The organism is Clostridium sp. TW13 (assembly GCF_024345225.1).
GTDB classification, from domain to species: Bacteria; Bacillota; Clostridia; order Clostridiales; family Clostridiaceae; genus Inconstantimicrobium; species Inconstantimicrobium mannanitabidum.
In genome coordinates this window covers 918354-938371 of record NZ_BROD01000001.1, presented here as the reverse complement: position 1 = coordinate 938371, position 20018 = coordinate 918354, and the positions used below count along the sequence as shown (strand labels likewise).

The following is a 20018-nucleotide window of genomic DNA, read 5'->3' as shown; positions in this document are numbered from 1 at the left end:
ATTACTTATTTATTATTTTAAGTATAATAAATAAATTTCATTAATATCTTATATTAATAAGTTGCTTAATAAGGAGGTCTTCTATGCCTATGAAAGAACAAAATATACAAAAATTCAATTTATCTCAGGAAGAAATAATTAAAAATATATTACCTGAATTTAATGTTTTTAATTCAACTATAGAAGAAATTAAAGTAAAAAATACTGATAAGCAAAGGGCTGTTTACAAAATTGAATCTCAAGATAACACTTTGTTTTGCCTAAAAAAAGTATACTATAATGAAAAAGACTTGCTTTTTATTTATTCAGTAGTGGAATGGCTATATAGAAATGGCATTCATGTAGCAAGATTTTTACCTTCAAAGAATGGAAGTAGATTTGTAAATTATAATTCAATGCTTTTTATATTAACCCCATGGATTCACGGTGAAAAGTGTGACTATGATTCCATGGATACTTTGATAAATGTTACAAAAACTCTAGCTAAGCTTCACAAATGTTCAGAAAATTTCACTCCAATACATGGTAGTAATTTTAAAACCGGATATGATGATTTATACATATCCCTTGGGAAACATCTTGAACAACTATTGAATTGTTATAATAAAGCTGTCATTACCAATGATACCTTTTCCTCTATGTTTCTATCTACTTTTGAAATAAACTTACAATTAGCAAAAAAAGCATTTAATCTAGCTGCTTCAATAAATGTAGACAATCTATCTCGTTCAATATGTCATGGTGATTATGTAAATAAGAATATTTTAATAGATTCAAATGGTGAAACTTGCATCATAGATTTTGACAAATGTTGTATAGATTTTTCAGCTCACGATATAGGTTATTTCTTTAGAAGATTATTAAGACGGGACAATACTAATTGGAATCTGGATCTTACTCAAAATTGTCTAGCTGCTTACAATTCAATAAAGAAACTTAATCAAGATGACTTAGCTTATGTATTAGCTTATATTTTATTTCCTCAAAAATATTGGCGTCTTAGTAGAGATTACTATAATAATCTCAATAAAGTAAATAAAATATCATTTTGCAATTTAATGCGAAAAATAAACGATAAAGCTGAATCACAATTTGACTTTATGTGTAAAATATCTCATGATTTGCTAAATTAGTTTATATAAAAAACTTCAACTTACCAAATTAATATTACATAGGTGAGTTTGAAGTTTTTTGTGTTTATTGTTAAAGATATGGCAAATCTTCTTAATTTCTATATAAATACTTCAAAATACAAATAGGATAGTGTACTTAAAATCAATAATGAATTTAAGTTACACTATCCTACATTCTTACTTTAATCTTTTAGCAACTATATAAGCTACAGTTATATTTTTTTATTTCAAATTATCTCTTATTCTTTACTTGTGCTTGAGCTGCTGCAAGTCTAGCTGCAGGAACTCTGAATGGAGAACAAGAAACATAGTTTAGACCTATATTGTGGCAGAATTCAATTGATGATGGATCTCCACCATGTTCTCCACAAATTCCAAGCTTAATGTTTGATCTAACTGATCTACCTTTTTCAGCTGCCATTTGTACTAATTGACCAACTCCTGTCTGATCAAGCTTTGCAAATGGATCTTGTTCGTAAATCTTCTTTTCATAGTAATCTTTTAAGAACTTAGCAGCATCATCTCTTGAGAAACCAAATGTCATTTGAGTTAAGTCATTTGTACCAAAAGAGAAGAATTCAGCTTCTTTTGCAATTGCATCAGCTGTTAATGCTGCTCTTGGTATTTCTATCATTGTACCTATATGATAATCAAATTTAACATTCTTTTCTGCAAGAACAGCTTCAGCAGTTCTAACAACTATATCCTTAACATATTTCAATTCCTTAATTTCTCCAACAAGAGGAATCATAATTTCAGGAATAATTTCATATCCCTTTGATTCTCTAACCTCTATAGCAGCCTCAATAACAGCTCTAGTTTGCATTTCAGCTATTTCTGGATAAGAAACTGCAAGACGACATCCTCTATGACCCATCATAGGGTTAAATTCATGAAGTTCATCAATAGTTTCCTTTAAGTCTTCATAAGTTAAATTCATTTCCTTAGCTAAGTTTTGGATATCTTCCTCAGCTGTTGGTAAGAATTCATGTAGTGGTGGATCCAAGAATCTTATAGTAACTGGTCTACCTTCAAGAGCCTCAAAAATTCCTATAAAATCACCTTTTTGCATTGGAAGTAATTTTTCTAATGCTTTCTTTCTTTGCTCTATGCTCTTAGAAACTATCATTTCTCTAACAGCAGCTATTCTATCTTCAGCAAAGAACATATGCTCTGTTCTACATAGACCAACACCTTCAGCACCAAATTGTACTGCTTGCTTAGCATCTCTTGGGGTATCTGCATTAGTTCTTACTTGTAATTTTCTGATTTCATCTGCCCATTTCATAAATGTTGCAAAGTCACCTGATATTTCTGGAGAAACAGTATTAACAGCTTCAGCATAAACATTTCCTGTTGAACCATCAATAGAAATCCAATCATTAGTAGTTAAAACCTTACCTTGAACTTCTAAAGTTTTCTTTGCTTCATTAACTTTAAGCTCTCCACAACCAGCTACACAGCAAGTTCCCATACCTCTTGCAACAACTGCTGCATGAGAAGTCATACCACCTCTTACAGTAAGGATACCTTGTGCTGCTATCATTCCTTCAATATCTTCTGGTGAAGTTTCAAGTCTTACTAAAACTACCTTTTCACCATTTTCAGCTCTTTCCTTAGCTTCTTCTGCAGTAAATGCAACTTTACCACATGCTGCTCCTGGAGAAGCTGGTAAGCCTTTTGCCACTAATTCCGCCTTCTTTAATGCTTCTGGAGCAAAAGTTGGGTGAAGTATTGAATCTAATTGTTTTGGCTCAACCTTTAAAATTGCTTCCTCTTTTGAAAGCATTCCTTCCTCAACTAAATCAACAGCAATCTTTAATGCAGCTTGAGCTGTTCTCTTGCCATTTCTAGTTTGTAAGAAATATAATGTTCCATCTTCTATAGTGAATTCCATATCTTGCATATCTTTGTAATGATTTTCTAGAGTATGAACTATTGATTCAAATTGCTCATAAATCTTAGCATTTTGTTCTGCTAATTGAGAAATTGGTTGTGGTGTTCTTATACCAGCAACAACATCTTCACCTTGAGCATTCATTAAGTATTCACCATAAATCTTCTTTTCTCCTGTAGCAGGGTTTCTTGAGAATGCAACTCCTGTACCAGAAGTTTCTCCTTTATTACCAAATACCATTTGTTGAACATTTACGGCTGTTCCCCAGTTTCCAGGTATATCGTTCAATCTTCTATATACAATAGCTCTTGGGTTATCCCATGATCTAAATACTGCTGTAATAGATTCAATTAACTGTTCCTTTGGATCTTGTGGGAAGTCCTTTGACATTTCTTTTTTGTATAATTCTTTGTATCTTTGAATTAAAACCTTTAAGTCATCAGCAGTTAATTCTGTATCAAACTTAACACCCTTTTCAGCTTTAATTTCATCAATTCTATCTTCAAATAATCTTTTCTCAATTCCCATAACAACATCTGAGAACATCTGAATAAATCTTCTATATGAATCATATACGAATCTAGGATTATTAGTTAATTTAATCATAGCTTCAACTGTTTCATCATTTAACCCTAAATTTAAAATAGTATCCATCATTCCTGGCATTGATACCCTTGCACCAGATCTTACTGATACTAGTAGTGGATTCTCTAAACTACCAAATTTCTTTCCTGTTATCTCTTCTAATTCACCCATCTTAACAGAAATTTCATCCATTATTTCCTTGGAAATCATCTTTCCATCATCATAGTACTTATTACATGCTTCTGTAGTTACTGTAAAGCCTTGTGGAACTGGAATACCTAATAAGGTCATTTCTGCTAAATTGGCACCCTTACCTCCCAAGAGATTCTTCATTGATGCACTACCTTCTTTAAAAAGGTATACATACTTCTTATTTTCCATCTCAATACTCCTCCGTTCAATACTAGATTTAATTTATTTATATTTATATTAAAGCAAAGCAAAGCTTTGTTAATAGCTTATTGACCATTTAAAACATTTACATTTTTTCAATTGTTTTAATTTCTATATTTATATATTATTATCTGCTAACTTTAAAAATAACTTAGTTATATTAGTTTTAGATATTTTTCCTACTATTCTAAGTTGTTCTTTTTCCATTGTAGAAGCTACCCTTTCAACTACAGGAATACAATCTATTTCATGTGTTATAATCTTTTTTGCTGCACTAAATGCACTTTCCTCTGATTCTGCCCAAATAATGTTAGGCATTCTTGTCATAATAACACCAACTGGTACCTTATGTATATCTGTTCCTCCAATAGCAATCTTCAAGAAATCTTTTCTAGAAACTGCTCCAATCAAACATTGATCACTATCTACAACAAACATAGTTCCAACATCATTTAAAAAGATCAAGACTATAGCATCATAAACAGTAACCTCTTCACTAATAAAAACTGGTTTTGACATTATCTCTCCAACCTTAATATTAGATATATATTGCTTAACTAAGCTCTCAGATGGCTTTTCTACATATATATATCCAACCTTAGGACGTGCATCCAAAATTCCAAGCATGGTTAATATAGCTAAATCTGGTCGCAATGCTGCTCTGGTAACCCCTACTTTAGCGGCAAGAGCTTCACTTGTTATTGGTTGTCCATCCCTCACTAGATTGACTATAACTTGCTGTCTTGGCGTTAACTTCAAACTTTTCCCTTCTTTCTAACATCTATAATAGATATAGAATTTCAGTGATTGTAGCTTTGTTTATGATATATATTCTATATATCAATTATATAATACAAACAATTTTTTTACTAAGCTGAATTTTCTGAAAAATCGCACAAATCACTGAAATTTTTCTATCAATAGATGATTTATTTAGCAGTATATCCCTTTTACTTCAAAATGCTACTGTTCTTCATCAAAATTAACAGTATAGGAATAAATACTCTCACTTTCAGCTTTTGTATTTCCATTTTTTGTGTGATGTCCTAAATCTGATTTAACTGAAGACACTTTAGCTTTTACATTTGAAACAACATCCTGAGTCTTTTCAGAAACATCCTTAGCAGCTTTTGCTACCATCTTATTTATTACCTCTACAGTACCATCATCCTTAGTGATTTCTATTGTAAGCTTAGTAGCAATGGCAGTTATTATACCTATAGCAAGTAATTGAGGTATAACTATTGCAATGACACCAGCTGCTATTCCTGCATTAACAGGTATATCTACTAGAACTTTTTCATCTTTTCTTATCTTGACTCTGCTTACATTACCTTTATTAATCAATTCCTTTAACCATACTTTAAAATCTTCAATTGTTTCATACTTATTGTTTTCGTTCTCTTCATTCCAACAATTTGCATCGCCATATTTTTCTGTAAGCTCATCATTAATTTTTTTCTCTAAGTATATAATAGCTTCTAAAACATCTCCATCATTCATCTCTAATGCTTCTTTAGCTTCAGCATAACTTACACCCATTCTATCTTTTACAAGATCAACTTTTTCCAAAGTAATTTCGCTCATTTTTTTCACTCCTCTATAAATTTTAACATTTCCAGACTTTTTGGTTTCTTCGAATAATTAGAAAAAATAATTGAAGTATTAATCTTCTCTATTTCCTTCTTTACATCTTTGCTCAAAGATAATCTATAAACTTTATCCATAGAAGTCTTATTTAAAAATCTCAAAGCACTGAAAGCTGCTTTTGAAATCTTTAATCCATTTGTTTTTTCACAATCTTCACAAACGCCTCCATAATATGATAAATTTATGTAATCAGAGCTATTCAACTTTCTCTTGCAAATAACGCAATTATCAAAATTCAATCCATATCCTGTGGCTTTTAGCACCTTCAGCTCAAACGCTCTAATTAGCAATTCATAATCTAAAGCATCTGTATCTAGTAAGTACAGACATGTTATAAAATCCTTATATAGCTCTTCATTTGGTTCTTCATCCTGCATTGATATATCTACTAATTCACAAACGTAAGAGGAATATGTAAGCTTTTCTAAATTATCAAGTAGCTTCTGAAAGGAATTTAATAATTTTACCTCTTGTAAATTATATAAACTTTTTCCTTTGAACATTACAAATTCTCCATAAGCTAAAGGAAGAGTAGGAGACAAAAACTTACTTTTGCTTTTTTTTGCTCCCTTCGCTATAGTTGTAATTTTTCCCCTTTCCTGAGAAAATATCCATACCAACTTATCATTTTCTTTAAAATCCTTTGTTTTTATTACTACACCCTTAGTTTTTACTAAACCCAGAATAGATGCCCCCTTTATTTAGACTTTTTATAGCCTAATTCGTTAAGCAACAGTTGGTTGTCTCTCCACTCTTTTCTCACTTTTACCCAAATTTTAAGATTAACTCTAGCATCTAGGAATTTTTCAATATCCATTCTTGCTCTTTCACCAATTTTCTTTAATGTTTGGCCATCTTTGCCTATTATGATTCCTTTATGAGATGCCTTCTCGCAAATTAAATCCACTTCTATATTATACATTCCCTTATCATTTTGCTTCATCTGAATTATATCAACAGCTATTCCATGAGGAACTTCTTGACTTAAATTTCTAAGAGCTTTTTCTCTTACTATTTCGGAAATTATAAATCTTTCTTGTACATCTGTTATCATGTCCTCTGGATAATATTTAGGACCCTCTGGCATATAATCTACCATAAGTTTTAATAATGTATCTGTATTTTTAGATTTCAATGCTGAAATAGGAATTATTTCTGCAAATTCTAAAGCAGATGAATACTTTTGAAGTGTTTCAGCTACCTTTTCTCTTGTATTTTCATCCACCTTATTTAATACTAAAAATACAGGTGCCTTTGTATTTTTAAGTGCTTCTAAAATAAACTGATCCCCTTTTCCAAGATCTCCTTCTGGAGTTGTTAAGAATAAAACCAAATCAACATCCTTAAAACTATCCTTAGCGGCATTTACCATGAATTCTCCAAGTTTATGTTTTGGCTTATGTATACCTGGTGTATCTACAAATATCATTTGATAATCATCAGTTGTTAATATAGTTTGCATATTTTTCCTAGTTGTTTGTGGTTTATTAGAAACTATTGCTAACTTTTCTCCCATTAATAAATTCGTTAATGTTGACTTTCCTACATTAGGTCTCCCTACAATTGATACAAATCCTGATTTAAACATTGTTCCTCCTTGTTTTTGCAAGCCTTTAAAAAGCAACTGGCAAAATTTTTTCTATTGTCTTTTTACATAATCTTTTTCATTATATAATTCTATTCTCTCATCTTGCGCAAATCTTACAATTGTCTTCATACATATGTCACAAGAATGCTAATTTTCTTGCTTTAATAGATTCTTTCATACTTATCTTCAAAAATTAGTGTATCTCATATTATACTCACTAATTCATCTAATTACAATTATTTTTCTTACTGCCCAGCAAATATCTTAAAAACCAATATTGTTAATAAAGTTCCAAATACAGCGCCTGCTGCTACTTCCCATATTGAATGTACTTCTGCATCCACTCTACTTTGAGCAGTAATTAGTGCCATAAGAAAACTCAAAACAATACAAATTGGCTGTTCTGTAATTAAGGTTATAGCTGTTGCTAAGGAAAAAGATAATGCACTATGCCCTGAAGGCATTCCTCCCTTTAATGGAGTTCCTTCCCCAAAATATGCTTTCACTATTATAGTTAATATACATACAAGCACTAATGCAATAAAAATAGTGTATGGGCTTGAACTTTTAATTGCTCCAAGCACCTTAAAGGTTATATTAGTTAACTTATCCCAAAAAATAATATAGCCAACTACCACTGCATTCACAGCAGTTATTAACACAGCACCAGCTGCTGCATTCTTAGCAATCTTAGCAACAGGATGATAGTAATTAGCAGCCAGATCCACTACACTTTCTATGGCTGTATTAACTAATTCAGCAGAAATCACCATACATATTGTTATTGATAATATTAAAAATTCAATTTTTGATATGTCAAACAGAAGACAGGAAATCAGTACTATTACAGTAACAGCAAAGTGAATTTGCATATTCCTCTGAGTTCTTAATGTATCTAAAATTCCGTTTATTGCATAGTTAAAGCTATCTACTAATTTTCTTACTTTCATATTCCCTCACCTAATCTCTTGTTAAATATAATTTTTTAAGTATTTCTTCTTCTCTTCCTCTCATAATTATCTTTTCATCTTCTTCCATATGATCGTAACCCAATAAGTGTAATATAGAATGAACTACAAGATAAGCAACTTCTCTATTGAAAGAATGATTAAATTCTTTGCTTTGCTCTAAGGCTTTCTCTAAGCTAAGTACTATATCCCCTAGAATTAAATCTTCTCCATCCAAAAAGGTTTTATCGAAATTATATTCTTTATAAACTTCTTTAAACACCTTGGCTTTTGGATAATCAAGCATTGGAAAAGACAATACATCTGTTTCTTTATCAATATGACGAGTTTCATTATTTATTTTTCTTATATCTTCATTATCAACAAATACTAAACTTACCTCATAGGGAACTTTTACTTCTTCTTCCTGTAACGCAAAGCTTATTGTCTTTGAAAGTATTTCCTCCAACTCAGAATTAACAGTTATTTTATTCTGTCTATTATCTACATAAATCATGTCTAACTCTCCTTCTTGCTATTCTTATCTGTAGGATATTCTATTCTTTGATGATATATTCCATTTAAAGCCTTTAAAAAACATAATTTTATATTTTTTATATCTTTCAAAGTTAAGTCACATTCATCTAATTGTCCATTATCTAACTTATCTTTTATTATCTTTTCTACCATTTCTTCAATTTTTTCTTTTGTTGGATCATTTATAGATCTAACTGCCGCTTCCACAGAATCAGCTAACATTATTATTCCAGCCTCTTTACTTTGAGGTATTGGACCAGGATATCTGTATTCATCCTCATTAACTGCCTCTGGGTTTTCAGCATTATTCTTAGCAGTTATATAGAAATACTTTACTAAAGTTGTTCCATGATGCTGCTGTATTATATCTTTTATACCTGTAGGTATTTTATTCTTTTCTGCAAGCTCAATTCCATCCTTAACATGAGAAACAATAATAAGTGCAGACAAATCTGGTGATATTTTATCATGTGGATTTTCTTTTCCCATTTGATTTTCCTTGAAAAATATAGGTCTTACAGTTTTCCCAACATCATGATAGTATGCTCCGATTCTTGTCAAAATAGGGTTAGCACCAATGTTTTCAGCAGCCATTTCACCTAAATTAGCAACAAGCATGCTATGATGATAAGTTCCTGGAGCTTCCATAAGTATCTTTCTCAACAATGGATTATTAGGATTTGATAACTCTAATAACTTTACATTAGTCATTATATCAAAAGCATTTTCAAAAAAAGATAACGCTCCAATTGCTAAAATACCAGAGAATATTGATCCTAAGGCAGATATTCCAGCTTTAATCAAAACATCCATGTTATTATTGGATAGTAACAATCCCGAAGAAAATGTAATCACACTACAAATTACCGCCATATATATACTTGCATAAAGTATATCATTTCTTTGCTGCATTTTCTTAAGCAATACAGATCCCAAAATAGTACTTAGTACTCCAAGAACCATACTCTCTACATTAAAACCTGTTGCAGCACTTATTAGTAATAAATTACTCATACTTACTACCAACGAAACTTTATAATTAAGCAATAAAGCAAGAAGCATAGGTCCAAAAGCAAAAGGAATTAAAAATGGTGTAGCTATATTTATCCCTCTAGCTAAAACTAACGATAATATATTAATTAAACTAATCAACAGTAACTTACTATTATCTTCATATAATTCCTTATGCTCTTTCTTCAAAAATCCATATTGAAGAATAAATATAGCCAGTATATATACAGCCAAAGCTATATATATAATAAAATTAAATTTAGAATTATTCATTAACCCAATAGAATTTAAAAGCTGAATTTGCCTAGCTGTCACTGGCTCTCCTTCTTTTACTATTATCTGATTCTTCTTTATCAAAACAGGGGATAAATTTTTCATTGCCTCCTTCAACTTTTCATCTGTTTTTTCTTTATCATAAAAAAAGTTAGGTCTAATTTGGGAGTAAGCAATGGCTTTTAGTGTTTCTTTAAGAGATCTGCTGTAATCTAAAGTAGAAATTTTATTGTCAATAATAATCTTAGCAGATTCAATATCACTCTGCTTATCTTCTTCAATAGGTGTGGCATAAACCTTTCCCATAGCCTCAATTAAAATTGACTGTATAGTACCTATATCAGATTTATCCAATGCTAGCAGAGCCATATAACCTTCACTATCAAGCTTAACAATATCTACTTTACTTAGGTCGTCTTTCTTTTTTTTATCATCAGAATTTTGTTGTTTTATGCTAAGTAAATCAGCAAAAAAATTTCTTATATTATCTTCTGAAGTTTTTTGAACATCTTTCTTCAATGTGTACTGAAGTTCTACTTTATCACCAATTTCCTTCTTATATGCGTTAGTAGCCTCCTCATCAACAAATTCTCTAGGTGCCTTAATATCTGTCTTTGGAATTTCTCCTACCTTTAAATCGTATTTTTTAGTTACTAGTGCAGTTGTTAGGATTACATATGCTGCTAAAAATGTGATTACAAATATTAATCCTCTTTTTGTGTTGCTTAAAATACTACTTTTCTTTTTGTGCACCTCTTTCACCCTCTTGCTATTATTTAGACATCTGAAAGTATATAGGTTTATATGTTAATCTATTTGGACTTGCTATTTATCTTCAGATACCTTATTGTTTCAAAGTTATATCCCTTTCAATAACAAAAACAACTTTTAATCTAAGTTTTCCATTGCCTAAATCTTCTTGATTAATTATTTTATCTACTATTTTATCACTTTTTTCAATGTTTTGCTGAACTTCAGCTTGAAGTTTATTTACTGTTTCTTCAATTAATGATTCTTTTGAATCTGTTATAGGCACTTCTTTTTTAGGAAAATATTGAATTTGTTTTATAAAATTATCTTTACTTTCTATTTTATCATAGTCTTGATAAGATTTAGTAGCCTTTTTAAGATAAATTTTCTTTCCTGCTACTTCAATATATAAATCAGTATCTACTTGACCTGTTCTTTCTTTCTTATTTCCAGAAATCTGAATCTCAACTTGTTTTTCTTCATAAGTTTTTGCAATTACAGTACCTTCTGGTTCAACTTCATATCTATGTTCTTCATTACCTTGGGCACCTTCTATTAATAAATCACCTTTCTTAACATAGTCTCCTCTTTTAACCATTGGAGACCCTGAGCTTGAATATATCATGACAATTTCCCCGTCCATTTTTGCCACAATTTCTTTATAATGAGCTACCTGTTCATTATTCTTTTGTAAGTTTCTAGGTGGTGTTATTCTTTCTTGAACTGTCACCTTTAATACTGAACCTTCTATTCTTGCTCTAACCCACATTATATTTTCGTTGCTATCTTCTATTCCTTTTTCTAATTGTTTAATATTGATTTTATCCTTTCTAACCCCTGGCTTAGCCCCTAAAGAATATACTGCCTTTCTTACTTCATACGGAGATAGGAACTTATTATCATCTACCTCAACCCCCCATACAAAACCTGACAAGAAATAAAATATTCCTAAAAACAAAATAATTCCTACTATATAGCTGCTTCTATTTTTAAACTTAATAAGCCATACCACTATTCCTTTTTTATTTTTAATACTAATTTCTCCATGTAATTCTTTAACCATACTCCTAATTTCATTGTAATCTGCATACTTTATTTGCATGCATAAGGTGATCACATCTTTTTTTTCTATTTTTTCTACTCTAATTCCCCTGTTCCACAATAAATTGATTAATCTCTCTGGATTAAACAATTTTATTTCTACGCTTATATATCCTTTCTTCAAAAAATCTAAATACATTATACATCCTCCCTATATGCTATTGATTTAAATTTTCCTCCGATGGTTATAGTTTCTCCTCCCATAAATAATATTTCTAAACCTTCACCAACCAAAGTTATTTTTCCTATACTTGAATTAATTTCTATCTTATTTTTATCAAAGCTTTTTATTCCCTGATGATTTTCAACTGTAATTTCTTCATCTCCTAGTATTTCTATCCTCGGAAAGCCTTTAACCAAATCTCTAGGCAATTCGATTTTTTCAATCATACCATTTTTAATTTTATCTAAATTCATAAAATACCCCCTATAAATAACTGCTTTCATATTAATCTATGAAAAAAATTAAATTTTAGAATTAAAACAAAAAAACTACTGATAAAAATATCAATAGTTTTAATAGCTTAGATTAATATTTATTTTTACGCAGCAAAAAGAGTTCACATAAGTGAACTCTTATTTATTATTTAAGTATTCTTTAACAACATTACTTACTAGTTTGCCATCAGCTCTACCAACAATCTGAGGTCTAACTTCTGCCATAACTTTTCCCATGTCTTTCATGCCACTAGCACCAATTTTATCAGCTGCTTGTTTAACAATATCTTTTATTTCTTCTTCACTTAACTGCTGAGGAAGGTATTCGAGCAAAATTTCTATTTCAGCCTTTGCAGCATCAACTAAATCTTGTCTATTTCCTTTTTCAAATTCAAGCATAGCTTCTCTTCTTTGCTTGACTTCTTTTGATAGAATCTCTATCACTTGTTCATCCTCTAACTTAATACTGTCAGTTTTTTCAACTAATAGTATTGCAGATTTTGCAGTGCTTATTGTTGAAGTTCTAAATTTGTCTTTAGCCTTTAACGCACTCTTCCAATCTTCTTGTAATCTTTCCTTTATTGTTGGCATTACTTTACCTTCTTTCAAATACTAAAATACTATTTGAATTTTCTTTTTCTAGCTGCTTCTGACTTCTTCTTTTTCTTTACACTTGGCTTTTCATAGTGTTCTCTCTTTCTAACTTCTGAAAGAACCCCTGCTCTCGCGCACTTTCTTTTAAATCTTCTTAATGCACTATCAAGTGTTTCATTTTCTCCAACTTTTATTTCTGACATCTTCTCTTCCCTCCCTCCGCTAGCGATACTTCCACTATTGATATAAATCACAGCTGTGGGCTTAATAACACATGGACTATTATACACTAGTAAAATTCAAGCTGTCAAGAATTTCAGCAAATTGATTTAAATTATTTAACCAGGAGGCCAATTCAAGCTTCTTCCCCCTAGTAAATGGAAATGTAGATGATTTACAGTTTGACCACCATCTTTGCCACAGTTATTAACAATTCTATATCCACTATCTGCTATTCCGAGTTCAATAACTATTTTATTTATAGCTTTAAAGATTTGTGAAACTATTTCCAAATTTTCTTCATTTAAATCATTCACACTTTGAATATGCTGCTTTGGTATAACAACTACATGTACAGGTGCTTCTGGACTAATGTCATAGAATGCTAATACATTTTCATCTTCATAGACTTTTTTTGATGGAATTTCACCATTTACTATTTTACAAAATATGCAATCCGACATTCTTTCACCTCCTCACCTATAAAAACATTAGTTTCATTATACCATTATTTAAAATATTATTAAATAATTTTTCCTATTATATTTTCATTTTCCAAAGATATTAATTTAACGTTAACTATTTTTCCTATAATAGAGTTACAATCATGTGGAACTATAACTTTCATATAATTAGTTGTATATCCCTCATAATATCCTACTCTATCATTACATTCTTGTTCAAACAAGACCTTCATATCCCTATTTAAGAACTTCTCCATAAAATCTTTCTCATTTTTATTGCTAAGTGAAATCAAAAGTTTACTTCTCTCATCTTTTTTGTTTCCATCCACTTGTTCTTCCATTGAAGCTGCTTTCGTTCCTGTTCGTGGACTATATTTAAAAACATGAGTCTTAGTAAGTTTAACTTCTTTTAAAAACTCATAAGTATTATTAAATTCTTCATCTGTTTCTCCTGGAAAACCAACAATAACATCTGTAGTAATTGATACATCATCTATATTTTCTCTTAAAAAGTTAACTATATTCCTATATTCATCTGAAGTGTATCTTCTATTCATTCTTTTCAAAGTTTCATTACATCCACTTTGAAGTGAAAGATGATAATGAGGACATAATTTTTTAAAATTAGTTATTTTCTTTACAACTTTTTCTGTAAAAAAGGTAGGGTCTATAGAACCTATTCTTATTCTTTCAATTCCTTCCACCTTTTCAATTTCTTCGATTAAATCAATTAGTCCTATGTTTTCATCAAGATCTGTTCCATAAGAAGCCGTATGAATTCCTGATAATATTATCTCCTTAAATCCATGCTCAGCTAATTTTTTTACTTCTTCTAAAACTTTTTTTGAATCCTTTGAACAAACAGCCCCTCTTGCATAAGGAATAAGGCAATATGAGCAAAATCTATTACATCCATCTTGAATTTTTAAGAAGGCTCTAGTTTTATCTTGAAACTCTTCTATATTTAATTCTTCAAAGGATTTATTTTTAAGCACTTCATTAACTACAACCTGCTTACTACCTTCTTCTTTTGCTTTATTAACCCAGTATAATATATCACCTTTGTTTCTAGTACCTAGAACTACAGAGACTCCTTTTATATCTTTAACTTCATCTGGAGCAATTTGTGAATAGCATCCTACTACTGCTATAACTGCTGCAGAGTTAAGTCTTCTAGCTCTTCCAATAACTTGTCTTGATTTCTTATCTCCCATATTAGTTACAGTACATGTATTAACTACATAAACATCAGCTTTTTCTTCAAATCCTACTACTTCATAACCTTCTCTAATGAATTTTTCTGCCATAGCCTCAGATTCGTATTGATTTACTCTACACCCTAAGGTATAAAATGCCACCTTCATTAAATCGTTCCTCCTAAATCACCAAATTCATACTGCAATAAAGAACTGCATACAAATCCTGCGGTTTCTGTTCTTAGTATTCTGTTTCCCAATGTTATTATCTCAGCACCATTCTCAACAAGTGTGTTTATCTCTTCCTCTTCAAAACCACCTTCTGGTCCTACTACAATGGCAACAGTCTTAATTTCTTTATCTCTATACTTATTAGCAATGTACTTCATACCTTTATTTTCTGCATTTTCATAAGGAACAACTACCAAGTCAAATTCATCTGCCTGTGCTAGCAAATCCTTGAACTCTACTGGTGCTTCTACCCTTGGTACAAGAGTTCTTTTACATTGCTTACAAGCTTCATTAGCTATTCTTTGAAGTCTATCTAACTTCTTAAATTCTCCCTTTAATTTTACATCTACTCTTCCAGTAATAGTTGGGATTATCTTTTTAACACCTAGTTCTGTAGCTTTTTGTACAATCAAATCCATTTTTGCTGCCTTAGGCAAACCTTGAAATAAATATATTTCTATATTACTTTCATTATTGATTTCTAATTTTTCAATTATTTTCACCCTAACAGATTGCTTAGTAATCTCTTCTATATTGCAAAGGAACTCTTCCCCAATATAATTATTCAAAACTATCTTATCGCCTTCTACAAGCCTTACAACCTTATATAGATGCTTTACATCATCACCATATATAAAAGCTTCATCACCTTGAAAATTCTCTGCTTCTGTAAAGAACTTATGCATCTCAGTTTCATCCCTTCTTAAATTTAAGCTTAGATTCATAAATTGTATTCCTGTAACTATAATTCTTTTTATTTAAGCTTAGCTACTATACAATTCCATTCTCCATCCTTATTTACTTCTATAACTTCAAAACCATTTTCCTCTAATTTGTCTATAACCATTTGTCTTCTGTCATGAATTATTCCTGAAGAAATGAATACTCCACCTTTATTTAAAGCCTTCTTAACATCTTCAACAACAAAACATATTATTTCTGCTAAAATATTGGCAACTACTAGATCTGCTTTACCTTCAACCACATCTAATAAGTTACCTTCTAATATCTCTATGTTATCTACTGAGTTAAGTTTTAAATTCTCTTTAGCTGAATCAACTGCAACTGGATCTAAATCTACACCAACTACATGGTTAGCCCCAAGTTTTGCTGCTACTATAGCTAATATTCCTGATCCAGTTCCTATATCAAAAACTACAGTATCCTTGTTAGTATACTTCTCTAATGCAGCTACACACATTCTTGTAGTCTCATGAGTTCCTGTTCCAAAAGCCATGCCTGGATCCAAATCTACTACAACTTCATTAGCTTTAGCCATATATTCTTCCCACATAGGCTTTATAACTATGTTATTACCAATCTTAGTTGGATTGTAATACTTCTTCCAATTGTTCGCCCAATCTTCTTCGTGTATTTTGGCAACTATGACTTTACCTTCTCCTACATCTATACCAAAACTCTTTATTTCTTCAACTTTTTCATTTATGTACTTTTCAATTTGTGCTATATTTTCCTCTTCAGCAAAATATGCTTTAACTACTGCAGCTTTTCCTTTATACTCTAATATGTTTATATCAGCAAAATCCCAAGTTAATGGTCCTTGTTCTCTTGTAGTTATATCTTCTGGATCTTCTATAGCTACCCCCTTACAATCAAGTCCGTAAAAAATACCAGATATAGGTTCTAAAGCCTCACTTTTAGTTATAACTCTTATTTCTATCCAAGTTCCTTCCATTTATATCATCCTTTCAATCTCACATACTTCAATTAATAATTAATTTTACACTTTACCTTTTTCTATGTCTATAGAAATTAATAAAGTGTTCATTATACACTCTAGTGTACTAAATACAATTGGAATTTTTACACATAAAAATAATCTATATATTAAACAAATATAAAGTCCTTGAGATTTCAATAACTCTATCTCAAGGACTTTTCTAAATAGCTCTTTAAATTATGCCCTATTTTACTTTTTATTAAACATATCTTTAAGAGATTTTTTGTGTGCCTTAACTTCTACTGTTTCACCACAAGCTTCCATAAAGTTTGCTAAGGCTTCTTTTTGCTTGTCAGTTAAATTCTTAGGAATATCTACAATTATATTGACGTATTGATCTCCTCTTCCACTAGAATTTACTCTTGGTACACCTTTACCTTTTAACCTCAACATTGTGCCAGATTGAGTCCCTTCTGGAACAGTTATTTTAACATTACCGTCTACAGATGGAACTGTTAATTCTGCTCCTAAAGTAGCCTTGCCTATGCTTACATGCTCATCTATATATAAATCTGTTCCTTTTCTTTTAAATGTCTTAGAATTGGCTACATTTATTCTTATATATAAATCACCTGCTGGTCCTCCATTAACTCCATGTTCTCCTTGTCCTCTTAAAGGCATAACATTACCAGTGTCAACTCCTGCTGGAATATTAACAGTAATCTTCTTGTTCTTTCTTACATGACCTCTTCCTCTACAATCTGGACATGGTGTTTCAATAGTTTTACCTCTTCCACCACACTTATCACAAGTTGAAGTTGAAACAAAATTTCCTAGAGGAGTTTGTCTTTGTACTTTTATTTGACCTGTTCCACCACATTTGCTACAAGTTACAGGACTAGTTCCTGGTTTTGCTCCTGATCCAGAACAAGTAGTACACGTTTCATTTCTTGTAACTGATATTTCTTTTTCAACACCAAAAACAGCTTCTTCAAAAGTTAAATTTAAAGTATATTCAATATCATCGCCTCTTTGAGGTGCATTTCTTCTATTAGAACTGCCACCACCAAAACCGCCTCCAAATATAGTTTCAAAAATATCTCCAAAGCCACCTCCCATATTTGAGAAGTCAAAGCCACCATCAAAACCACCATTAAAATCAGCAGTACCATACTGATCGTATCTTGCTTTCTTTTCAGGATCTGATAATACTTGGTAAGCTTCATTTATTTCTTTGAACTTTTCTTCTGCTTCATCATTACCTTGATTTCTATCTGGATGATATTTTAATGCTTGCTTCTTAAAAGCTCTCTTTATTTCTTCATCACTTGCACCTTTCTCTAGTCCAAGTACCTCATAATAATCTTTACTAGCCATGGGTTCACCACCTATACTTATTTAGAAAAGGGAAGACGTAAATGCCTTCCCTTTGTTATTATAACTAAAACAGTGTTTTACTTCAAATTATTTTTCATCGTCTACTTTAAAATCAGCATCTACTACGTTATCGTCTTTAGGTTGTTGTCCTTGTTGTGCTCCACCCATATTGTTTGGATCAAAACCTGCTGCACCTGGATTTTGTCCTTGTGCATCTGCATACATCTTTGATGATATAGCATAGAATTCTTGAGTTACTTCTTCAGTAGCCTTCTTTATTGCTTCTAGGTCTTCTCCATCTTTAACTTTCTTTAATTCATCAAGCTTAGCTTCTACCTTTGATTTATCTTCAGCTGAAACCTTATCTCCAAGATCAGTTAATGCTTTTTCAGTTTGATAAACCATTTGCTCAGCATTATTCTTTATTTCTATTGATTCTTTTCTCTTCTTATCTTCTTCAGCAAATCTTTCTGCTTCTTTTACTGCCTTATCAATTTCATCATCACTTAAGTTTGTTGAAGCAGTAATTGTGATATTAGCTTCCTTGTTTGTAGCCTTATCAACAGCTGATACCTTAACAATACCGTTAGCATCAATATCAAAAGTTACTTCAATTTGAGGAATTCCTCTTGGAGCTGGCGCAATTCCTGATAAAGTGAATCTTCCTAAACTCTTATTGTCAGCTGCCATTTGTCTTTCACCTTGAACTACGTGAATTTCAACTGAAGTTTGGCTATCAGCTGCAGTAGAGAACACTTGGCTCTTTCTTGTTGGTATAGTTGTATTTCTTTCAATTAATGGAGTTGCAACTCCACCTAAAGTTTCAATTCCTAATGTTAATGGTGTAACATCTAATAATAATACGTCTTTAACTTCTCCAGTTAAAACTCCACCTTGAATTGCTGCTCCAACTGCAACACATTCATCTGGATTTACTCCCTTTGAAGGTTCTTTTCCAGTAAAGCTCTTAACTGCTTCTTGAACTGCTGGTATTCTTGTTGAACCACCAACTAAGATTATTTTATCTATATCGTTTATTGAAAGTCCTGCATCACTTAATGCTTTTCTCATTGGTTCTAAAGTTCTTTGAACTAAATCATGAGTAATTTCATTGAATTTTGCTCTTGTTAATGTTAACTCTATATGCTTTGGACCTGTTGCATCAGCAGTAATAAATGGTAAGTTTATTATAGTTTGATTTGAAGATGATAATTCTATCTTAGCTTTTTCAGCTGCTTCTTTTAATCTTTGTAAAGCCATCTTATCATTTCTTAAATCTATATTGTTCTTAGCTTTGAAATCATCTGCTATGAAATCTATAACCTTTTGGTCAAAGTCATCTCCACCAAGTTTAGTATCTCCATTTGTTGATTTTACTTCGAATACTCCATCACCAAGTTCAAGAATAGATACATCAAAAGTACCACCACCAAGGTCAAATACTAATATTTTGTGAGTTGAATCCATTTTATCAAGACCGTAAGCTAAAGCTGCAGCTGTTGGTTCATTGATTATTCTTAATACATTAAGTCCTGCAATCTTTCCAGCATCTTTTGTTGCCTGTCTTTGGCTATCATTGAAGTAAGCTGGTACTGTAATAACTGCATCTGTTACTTTTTCTCCTAAGTATGCTTCAGCATCTGCCTTTATCTTTTGAAGAACCATAGCTGAAATTTCTTGTGGAGTATGATCTTTTCCATCTATATTAACTTTGAAGTCTGTTCCCATATGTCTCTTTATTGACATTATAGTTTTATCAGGATTAGTAATTGCTTGTCTTTTTGCTACTTGACCAACTAATCTTTCTCCATCTGCTTGGAATGAAACAACTGATGGAGTTGTTCTTGCTCCTTCTGAGTTAGCTATAACGACTGGTTCTCCACCTTCCATTACTGATACACATGAGTTAGTAGTTCCTAAATCTATACCTATTATTTTTGCCATTTTTTATTC

General features: G+C 31.2%; 19 protein-coding genes. 1 reads left to right on the top strand and 18 read right to left on the bottom strand.

Annotated elements, in window-relative coordinates; genetic code table 11:
* The first annotated feature begins 83 nt into the window (after window positions 1-83).
* A complete protein-coding gene (locus tag OCU47_RS04400; protein ID WP_261827378.1) occupies window positions 84-1133 on the top strand; it encodes a CotS family spore coat protein in 1050 nt (349 codons plus the stop codon).
* Window positions 1134-1365: 232 nt separating this feature from the next.
* On the opposite strand, the gene ppdK is transcribed toward OCU47_RS04400, so the two are convergent.
* The 18 genes from ppdK to dnaK form a co-directional block, all read right to left on the bottom strand.
* Window positions 1366-3996 carry a pyruvate, phosphate dikinase gene (ppdK, locus tag OCU47_RS04395; RefSeq protein ID WP_261827377.1) on the bottom strand — a complete coding sequence of 877 codons (2631 nt, stop codon included), beginning with the start codon at window positions 3994-3996 and terminating at the stop codon, window positions 1366-1368.
* A gap of 129 nt (window positions 3997-4125) precedes the next feature.
* Window positions 4126-4767: a transcriptional regulator CcpN gene (ccpN, locus tag OCU47_RS04390; RefSeq protein ID WP_261827376.1), complete on the bottom strand. Its 642-nt coding sequence runs from the start codon at window positions 4765-4767 to the stop codon at window positions 4126-4128.
* A 204-nt stretch (window positions 4768-4971) separates the two neighbouring features.
* Window positions 4972-5595: a DUF4342 domain-containing protein gene (locus OCU47_RS04385; RefSeq protein ID WP_261827375.1), complete on the bottom strand. Its 624-nt coding sequence runs from the start codon at window positions 5593-5595 to the stop codon at window positions 4972-4974.
* Window positions 5596-5600: 5 nt separating this feature from the next.
* Window positions 5601-6341, bottom strand: coding sequence for a DNA repair protein RecO (gene recO, locus OCU47_RS04380; protein WP_261830582.1), 741 nt, complete (start codon window positions 6339-6341; stop codon window positions 5601-5603).
* Window positions 6342-6355: 14 nt separating this feature from the next.
* Window positions 6356-7246, bottom strand: a complete 891-nt coding sequence (gene era / locus OCU47_RS04375; protein ID WP_261827374.1) for a GTPase Era — start codon at window positions 7244-7246, stop codon at window positions 6356-6358.
* Between the two features lie 245 nt (window positions 7247-7491).
* The gene (locus OCU47_RS04370) at window positions 7492-8196 is read right to left on the bottom strand and encodes a diacylglycerol kinase (RefSeq protein ID WP_261827373.1); all 705 of its coding nucleotides are present in this window, start codon (window positions 8194-8196) and stop codon (window positions 7492-7494) included.
* Window positions 8197-8206: 10 nt separating this feature from the next.
* A complete protein-coding gene (gene ybeY / locus OCU47_RS04365; protein ID WP_261827372.1) occupies window positions 8207-8710 on the bottom strand; it encodes an rRNA maturation RNase YbeY in 504 nt (167 codons plus the stop codon).
* Between the two features lie 2 nt (window positions 8711-8712).
* On the bottom strand, window positions 8713-10776 hold the full coding sequence (locus OCU47_RS04360; RefSeq protein WP_261827371.1) for an HD family phosphohydrolase: 2064 nt from the start codon (window positions 10774-10776) through the stop codon (window positions 8713-8715).
* Between the two features lie 82 nt (window positions 10777-10858).
* A complete protein-coding gene (gene yqfD, locus OCU47_RS04355) occupies window positions 10859-12004 on the bottom strand; it encodes a sporulation protein YqfD (RefSeq protein ID WP_261827370.1) in 1146 nt (381 codons plus the stop codon).
* Window positions 12004-12282, bottom strand: a complete 279-nt coding sequence (gene yqfC, locus OCU47_RS04350; RefSeq protein ID WP_261827369.1) for a sporulation protein YqfC — start codon at window positions 12280-12282, stop codon at window positions 12004-12006. Before yqfC ends, yqfD begins: the two co-directional genes overlap by 1 nt.
* Window positions 12283-12441: 159 nt before the next feature.
* Complete coding sequence (locus tag OCU47_RS04345) at window positions 12442-12894, bottom strand: GatB/YqeY domain-containing protein (protein WP_261827368.1); 453 nt, start codon at window positions 12892-12894, stop codon at window positions 12442-12444.
* 29 nt (window positions 12895-12923) lie between these two features.
* Window positions 12924-13100, bottom strand: a complete 177-nt coding sequence (rpsU, locus tag OCU47_RS04340; RefSeq protein ID WP_261827367.1) for a 30S ribosomal protein S21 — start codon at window positions 13098-13100, stop codon at window positions 12924-12926.
* Window positions 13101-13235: 135 nt separating this feature from the next.
* Window positions 13236-13580, bottom strand: a complete 345-nt coding sequence (locus tag OCU47_RS04335) for a histidine triad nucleotide-binding protein (RefSeq protein ID WP_261827366.1) — start codon at window positions 13578-13580, stop codon at window positions 13236-13238.
* Window positions 13581-13639: 59 nt separating this feature from the next.
* Entirely contained in the window at window positions 13640-14944 is a 1305-nt protein-coding gene (mtaB, locus tag OCU47_RS04330; protein ID WP_261827365.1) for a tRNA (N(6)-L-threonylcarbamoyladenosine(37)-C(2))-methylthiotransferase MtaB, read from the bottom strand.
* Window positions 14944-15693: a 16S rRNA (uracil(1498)-N(3))-methyltransferase gene (locus OCU47_RS04325; protein ID WP_261830581.1), complete on the bottom strand. Its 750-nt coding sequence runs from the start codon at window positions 15691-15693 to the stop codon at window positions 14944-14946. Before OCU47_RS04325 ends, mtaB begins: the two co-directional genes overlap by 1 nt.
* Before the next feature lie 68 nt (window positions 15694-15761).
* Window positions 15762-16703 (bottom strand): 50S ribosomal protein L11 methyltransferase, encoded by a 942-nt coding sequence (gene prmA, locus OCU47_RS04320; protein WP_261827364.1) that lies wholly within the window; start codon window positions 16701-16703, stop codon window positions 15762-15764.
* A 234-nt stretch (window positions 16704-16937) separates the two neighbouring features.
* Window positions 16938-18065: a molecular chaperone DnaJ gene (gene dnaJ, locus OCU47_RS04315; RefSeq protein ID WP_261827363.1), complete on the bottom strand. Its 1128-nt coding sequence runs from the start codon at window positions 18063-18065 to the stop codon at window positions 16938-16940.
* Window positions 18066-18152: 87 nt separating this feature from the next.
* Window positions 18153-20009, bottom strand: a complete 1857-nt coding sequence (dnaK, locus tag OCU47_RS04310; RefSeq protein ID WP_261827362.1) for a molecular chaperone DnaK — start codon at window positions 20007-20009, stop codon at window positions 18153-18155.
* Window positions 20010-20018 lie beyond the last annotated feature (9 nt).

Excerpts from the sequence above, each read along its gene's own strand:
- rpsU (WP_261827367.1), bottom strand. The coding sequence starts at position 13,100 with ATGTCAGAAATAAAAGTTGGAGAAAATGAAACACTTGATAGTGCATTA.
- OCU47_RS04370 (WP_261827373.1), bottom strand. The coding sequence starts at position 8,196 with ATGAAAGTAAGAAAATTAGTAGATAGCTTTAACTATGCAATAAACGGA.
- OCU47_RS04345 (WP_261827368.1), bottom strand. The coding sequence starts at position 12,894 with ATGCCAACAATAAAGGAAAGATTACAAGAAGATTGGAAGAGTGCGTTA.
- dnaK (WP_261827362.1), bottom strand. The coding sequence starts at position 20,009 with ATGGCAAAAATAATAGGTATAGATTTAGGAACTACTAACTCATGTGTA.
- prmA (WP_261827364.1), bottom strand. The coding sequence starts at position 16,703 with ATGGAAGGAACTTGGATAGAAATAAGAGTTATAACTAAAAGTGAGGCT.
- era (WP_261827374.1), bottom strand. The coding sequence starts at position 7,246 with ATGTTTAAATCAGGATTTGTATCAATTGTAGGGAGACCTAATGTAGGA.
- yqfC (WP_261827369.1), bottom strand. The coding sequence starts at position 12,282 with ATGAATTTAGATAAAATTAAAAATGGTATGATTGAAAAAATCGAATTG.
- OCU47_RS04335 (WP_261827366.1), bottom strand. The coding sequence starts at position 13,580 with ATGTCGGATTGCATATTTTGTAAAATAGTAAATGGTGAAATTCCATCA.
- OCU47_RS04400 (WP_261827378.1), top strand. The coding sequence starts at position 84 with ATGCCTATGAAAGAACAAAATATACAAAAATTCAATTTATCTCAGGAA.
- ybeY (WP_261827372.1), bottom strand. The coding sequence starts at position 8,710 with ATGATTTATGTAGATAATAGACAGAATAAAATAACTGTTAATTCTGAG.
- yqfD (WP_261827370.1), bottom strand. The coding sequence starts at position 12,004 with ATGTATTTAGATTTTTTGAAGAAAGGATATATAAGCGTAGAAATAAAA.
- mtaB (WP_261827365.1), bottom strand. The coding sequence starts at position 14,944 with ATGAAGGTGGCATTTTATACCTTAGGGTGTAGAGTAAATCAATACGAA.
- dnaJ (WP_261827363.1), bottom strand. The coding sequence starts at position 18,065 with ATGGCTAGTAAAGATTATTATGAGGTACTTGGACTAGAGAAAGGTGCA.
- OCU47_RS04385 (WP_261827375.1), bottom strand. The coding sequence starts at position 5,595 with ATGAGCGAAATTACTTTGGAAAAAGTTGATCTTGTAAAAGATAGAATG.
- OCU47_RS04325 (WP_261830581.1), bottom strand. The coding sequence starts at position 15,693 with ATGCATAAGTTCTTTACAGAAGCAGAGAATTTTCAAGGTGATGAAGCT.
- ppdK (WP_261827377.1), bottom strand. The coding sequence starts at position 3,996 with ATGGAAAATAAGAAGTATGTATACCTTTTTAAAGAAGGTAGTGCATCA.